The sequence below is a fragment of the Bacillus sp. BB081 genome, assembly GCF_008368895.1.
GTDB classification, from domain to species: domain Bacteria; phylum Bacillota; class Bacilli; order Bacillales; family Bacillaceae_G; genus Bacillus_A; species Bacillus_A wiedmannii.
Genome location: NZ_QOZX01000064.1, coordinates 1 through 5,733, shown reverse-complemented (window position 1 = coordinate 5,733; position 5,733 = coordinate 1). Strand labels below are relative to the sequence as shown.

The window sequence follows — 5,733 nt, the reverse complement described above, 5'->3', positions numbered from 1 at the left end:
ATGATTCGGGGTACAGTTCAAATAATAATCAGTAGTCCTTTTTTATTATATTTTTTTCTGTTTCCTTGATACAATAAAAGCGCCTAGTAATGTGATAACAAAAGTAATAAACGAAACAACTGCTCCCATTACAAATCCTGGGGAAGTATACTTTAATTCGATTGTATGCGTTCCTTTTTCTAAATCTAATCCAAGGAATGCATCATTTAATTTAAGTAACTTAGCTTCTTTACCATCAACTGTTGCCTTCCATCCTTTATCATATGGAATAGATAGGAATAAATAGTTATCTTCCTTCACATCAATTTTTCCTGATACCATACGACTTGTGTAATTCTTTACATCAAATGACTGTTGTTTCAGTACATTTACTCGCTTATCAAATGCTTCTACATCAAGTCCATAAAATAGTTGTTGTTCCAACTCAACGTAATGACTACTTCCTTTGACTTCAACTTCAACCTCGACTTTTTCATTATCAAAATATCCTAAATCTAAAATACCATTGTTCCAATAGTAACGAGGATATTCAGTGAATTTTTTACCAAGTGATTTTCCATTTACATATACTTTTGTAATATCAGTTGGTTCCACACGTAATTTTGTATACAATTGTTGCTTACCTTTTACAGCAAATGTATATTTAATACTTGCTTTTTGTCCATCCTGCTGTTTAACCAATTCGATTGGCTTTTGATTTGTTTGAGCTATTTTTTCAGTTTCAGCCTGTAGCTCTTTTTTCGTTTTCTCTCTCGTTTCTACAACTGCTAAATTATTATATTCTACAGAAAGTGGATTTAACGGTTGGTAATAACTAACTTGTTGCCCATCTAATTTACCAATCAATTCGTTTTGCTTCTCAAAGGAATTTGTATAGTTGATTCTTTGTACTTTCAACTTATCTTTTCCTTTAACATCAAATTCATCTTTATTTACCATGTATCCGAACGAAAGCGCATTTTTATTCTCATATACATAATTGCTTCCAACATGATCGATTTCAGACCATCCGTATTTACTTAAAGGTTGATCAGAAATCATATATTTTACACCAAACAAGGCATCAGTAGAGAGAATCCCTTTACCATTTTGTAAAATTAATGCCTCTAGATATCCATAACCTAAATCTTGCATGTATAAATTCAAGTGACCATTTGCCACAGAATTGAAGTGTGTTACGCCCTTATATCCAAAGCGTAGCGCATCATTCCATGTAACACCTCTTGTCGTTTCCATGCGATAAAGCCCCTTGTCCTGTTCGGCTACTTTCTGAATGGTCTCTTCATATTTTGGATACGGCGAAGCATATTCTTGACGATTAATATATCCGTATTCATAACCCATTAACTTAACCATGTATACTGTATTAGCTGCTACATCTAGCCCCACTATAGCGAATAAAGCCAAAGAGATAATCGCTTTATTTTTTCGCAAGCGAACTTTTCCAAATAACAATAATGCATACATAATGATTAAAAAGGCATTAATTACAATCTTATTTGACTGCATATAACTTGGTGCAACTTTTCCTAATAATAGCAGCATAAATATATTAAACAATACAACCTTTTTTAAAGCTGGTATTAATTCTTCTTCGAATACCATAAACGTTCGAACTGCTACATAAATGAGTACAAAGGAGAATGTAAATGAATAACGATACGGGAAATTCGTTGGTGGCTCAAAACCATGCCAAGCGATATTTAAAAACGGAATTTCAAAAGAAAGGATTAGGAATAACAGTACGCTTCCATATACAATCTTTTCTTTCAATGAAATTCTTTTTGTAATAAAGAATAATGGAATGAGTAATACAGTTAAAACACCTGCATAAACGTTTGGCATTCCATTTACTGTCGTATCAATTACGCCATTAAAGAATCGTGCATAAAAATCAAACGGATCAAAATTAAATGCTGTAGAGAATGGAATCTTAGTACGTTCAACAAAGTTGCTCTTTAAATCCATGTATGTTGGTAGCGTAATAAATGCAGACATTCCACCTGCCAATCCTGTTCCAAGACAGAACCATACGAACCTTTGCATTAATAATTTTATATTTCGAATATCGTAAAGCACACAATAACGTGCTACAAAGTAGATAAATGTAAAAATCCCTACCATAAAGGAAATATAAAAATTCGTAATAAATGTAAGTGCTAAACTAAATGTGAATAACACCCATTTTTTTTCTGTAACTAGCTTTTCAATACCTAACATAATAAGGGGTAGTAAATAAATGGCATCTAACCACATTACACAGAAAGAATATACTGTTACAAATGACATTAAGGCATAAAAAGTTGAGAATAGCGTAATAGCAATTTCACGACGCTTCATCATATTGCTTAAATAATATGTCATTGTAAAACCAGCTAATCCTGTTTTTAATAAAGTCATTAACATAATCGCTTCTGGAATATGCGAACGATCAAACAGGAGAATGAGTAGTGAAAAAGGGCTAGCTAAATAATAAGCAAATACTCCAATGAAGTTTAATCCCATTCCACCTTCCCAGCTATAAAATATACTTTTCCCATTTTTAAACACATCATATAAATACGTGTAAAACTGCACATATTGTGTGTGTAAGTCAGTTACAAGGATTGATTTTGCTCCAAACGGTGCAACACCCAGTAAAATAAAAACTACACCATAAATAGAAAAAGGAAGTAAAAAAGCAAAAGTATATAAAAACTTCTTTTTCTTAAACAAATCTAACAGAGCTTGCATTATACTCCTCCATATCATTCTTCATTAATCATTTATTACCAAATTCTATGTATAAAAAACAATAGCCGGCATAGAGCCAAGCCATTGTTTTTTATATATTTTGACCGTTTTCTATATCGGTCTTCTTTTTAAAAATAATATATTTACTCGCAAAATAATTAACAACCACAACAATAACGTTTGCAATAATTTTTGCTACTAAATCATTCATACCTAGCCATTCAATTAAAACAATCATGGATGCGATATCAATGAAATACGATACAATACGGAATCCCATAAAGTAGACAAACTCTTTTACTACGTGAGCAAAACTTGTTTGTTGACTGTTAAATACATACTTCTTATTTGTAATATACGCAAACAGTACCGATACAATCCAAGCAATTGTTGTTGCTATTTTGTAATCCATTCCAATTAACGTTGCACAAATAAAATACGTCACAATGTTGATTAACGTCGTTAAACCACCGAAAAGTAAATAGTTAAAGATTTCTTTCGCTTTATTATTCACACTTCTAATCCCCTAGTGATTTGATTTTACTTTACGATCTTCTACGCTGTATAATTTCGCCATTTTTTGATCGCCATCGATATTCGTTACTTTATCATCATTATATTCATCTACAAAATATAGCGGACGTTGTTTTGTTTCATTGAAGATACGTCCTAAATATTCCCCAATAATACCGATGGAAATTAACTGTACACCACCGATAAATAGAATAGCTGTCATCATAGATGGATATCCACTTACTGACTCACCATACATTAGCGTCTTAATAATAATCCAAATCATATAGATAAAAGCTAAGAATGAAACAGTAAATCCCATGAACGATGCAAGGCGCAATGGCGCTGTTGTAAAGGATGTAATTCCTTCAATAGCAAGATCCATTAATTTGAAATAGTTCCACTTTGTTTCACCTGCAGCACGAGGGTCACGATCGAATAAAATTTCTTTCTTATTATAACCAATCCAGCTAAACATCCCTTTTGTATAACGCTGCGTTTCACGAATTTTCTTTAATGCCTCAACACAACGACGGTCTAATAAACGAAAATCCCCTGTATTTTCTTGGATCGGAATTCTTGTTGTTTTCTTTAGCAAGCTGTAAAATTTACCAGCTGTCCATTTCTTCGCCCATGATTCACCTGAACGAGAGCGTCGTTTTGCATAAATATCATCATACCCTTGTTCCCAGTACTTAATCATTTCAGGGATTAATTCTGGTGGATCTTGTAAATCAGCATCAATGATAATTACTGCATCTCCAATTGCATGATCCAGACCCGCAATCATTGCTGTTTCTTTCCCAAAATTTCGTGATAAGTCTACATACGAAATACGCTTATCATTCACTCTAAATTCCTTAATAATATCTAACGTACGATCTTTACTTCCATCGTTAACAAACAAAATTTCAAAGTTATAATTTGGAATGCCTTGAAATACCCCTGTTAAACGACTATATAATTGATCTAATACCTCTTCTTCATTATATGCCGGTACCAATATAGTAATAGTCTTCAAAAAAGGTGCTCCTTTCTTTTTCAAGCCTGCTCATAAAGAACATCTTATAAGCACAGATTAGACATAGTAAACTGGATGTTTATCTTAGAATACCTCTTTCTCCAATTCACTATGTCTAACCTCACATATTTATAAATAAGTTAATTTTTCACAGTATTTTTTTGTCCGTTCACAATTTCTTCCATGATTGCTAATAAATCATCTTTTAACTCTTCATGTTGTAACGCCATTTCGATTGTTGTTTGAATAAAGCCTAACTTCTCTCCAACATCATAACGCTTTCCTTCAAAATCGTATGCAAACACACGTTGGATTTCGTTTAGCTTTTGGATTGCATCTGTTAATTGAATTTCACCGCCAGCACCAATATGCTGCTCTTCTAAGAAACGGAATATTTCTGGTGTTAACACATAGCGCCCCATAATTGCTAAGTTTGAAGGTGCCTCACCTAGAGCCGGTTTTTCAACAAATTGCTTCACTTGATAACGGCGACCCTCTTTTTCTAATGGGTCAATAATACCATAGCGATGCGTTTCATTTTCTGGAACAGTTTGCACACCGATCACAGATGAAAGTGTATGCTCATACTCATCGATAAGCTGTTTTAAACAAGGTTTTTCAGCTTGTACAATATCATCACCAAGAAGAACAGCAAATGGCTCATCGCCGATGAACTTACGAGCACACCATACTGCATGTCCTAAACCTTGTGGTTCTTTTTGACGAATATAGTGAATATCTACCATTTTCGAAGATGCTTGTACTTTTTCAAGTAAATCATATTTTTTCTTCTCTAATAAGTTTTGCTCTAATTCAAATGCATTGTCGAAATGATCTTCAATCGCACGTTTTCCTTTTCCTGTAACGATAATGATATCTTCAATACCAGCCGCTACAGCTTCTTCTACGATATATTGGATTGTTGGTTTATCAACAATTGGTAACATTTCTTTAGGCTGTGCCTTTGTAGCTGGTAAAAAACGTGTCCCAAGACCAGCTGCAGGAATAATAGCTTTTCTTACTTTTTTCATGCTTATAACCTCTTTCTCTCATCTTTGGTATATATTCATATTTGTCCAAGCAGTAGTTATTTTTATTATTTTTCCCTTATCAAACCATATTTATGGGATACATTCTTATCCAAATGAGTACAACTTTTATACTATATATCTATCAATTTTCTTATTAAACTAAAGTTTTTTACATGTTAACTTCTTCACTAACTGCAAAAGACACTTCGTACAAATTCTACATGATTGTCTCTTTATTCGTCAAGGTTACTTATTAATCTCTCATGTGCTTCTCCTTATTCTCTACTCATGAGCCCTTTTATTTACTGTATCCTTCGTACAATCGGTCCTAAAAAGCGTAGCAAATCTGACAAATATGCACTTATTTCCTTTTGCAAAAAAGCTAAACAAATGCATGTTAATAAACATGTGAAAGGCCACGTAAATATATATCTT

4 protein-coding genes are annotated in these 5,733 nt (G+C 33.0%); all 4 read right to left on the bottom strand.

Annotation, left to right across the window (positions count from 1 at the left end):
* Positions 1 to 45 precede the first annotated feature (45 nt).
* The gene (locus DN394_RS23180) at positions 46 to 2,733 is read right to left on the bottom strand and encodes a YfhO family protein (RefSeq protein WP_149294289.1); all 2,688 of its coding nucleotides are present in this window, start codon (positions 2,731 to 2,733) and stop codon (positions 46 to 48) included.
* A 91-nt stretch (positions 2,734 to 2,824) separates the two neighbouring features.
* Positions 2,825 to 3,247 (bottom strand): GtrA family protein, encoded by a 423-nt coding sequence (locus tag DN394_RS23175; RefSeq protein ID WP_001060121.1) that lies wholly within the window; start codon positions 3,245 to 3,247, stop codon positions 2,825 to 2,827.
* Between the two features lie 12 nt (positions 3,248 to 3,259).
* The gene (locus tag DN394_RS23170) at positions 3,260 to 4,267 is read right to left on the bottom strand and encodes a glycosyltransferase family 2 protein (protein ID WP_001990882.1); all 1,008 of its coding nucleotides are present in this window, start codon (positions 4,265 to 4,267) and stop codon (positions 3,260 to 3,262) included.
* A gap of 140 nt (positions 4,268 to 4,407) precedes the next feature.
* The gene (galU, locus tag DN394_RS23165) at positions 4,408 to 5,298 is read right to left on the bottom strand and encodes a UTP--glucose-1-phosphate uridylyltransferase GalU (RefSeq protein WP_000757825.1); all 891 of its coding nucleotides are present in this window, start codon (positions 5,296 to 5,298) and stop codon (positions 4,408 to 4,410) included.
* Positions 5,299 to 5,733: the final 435 nt, after the last annotated feature.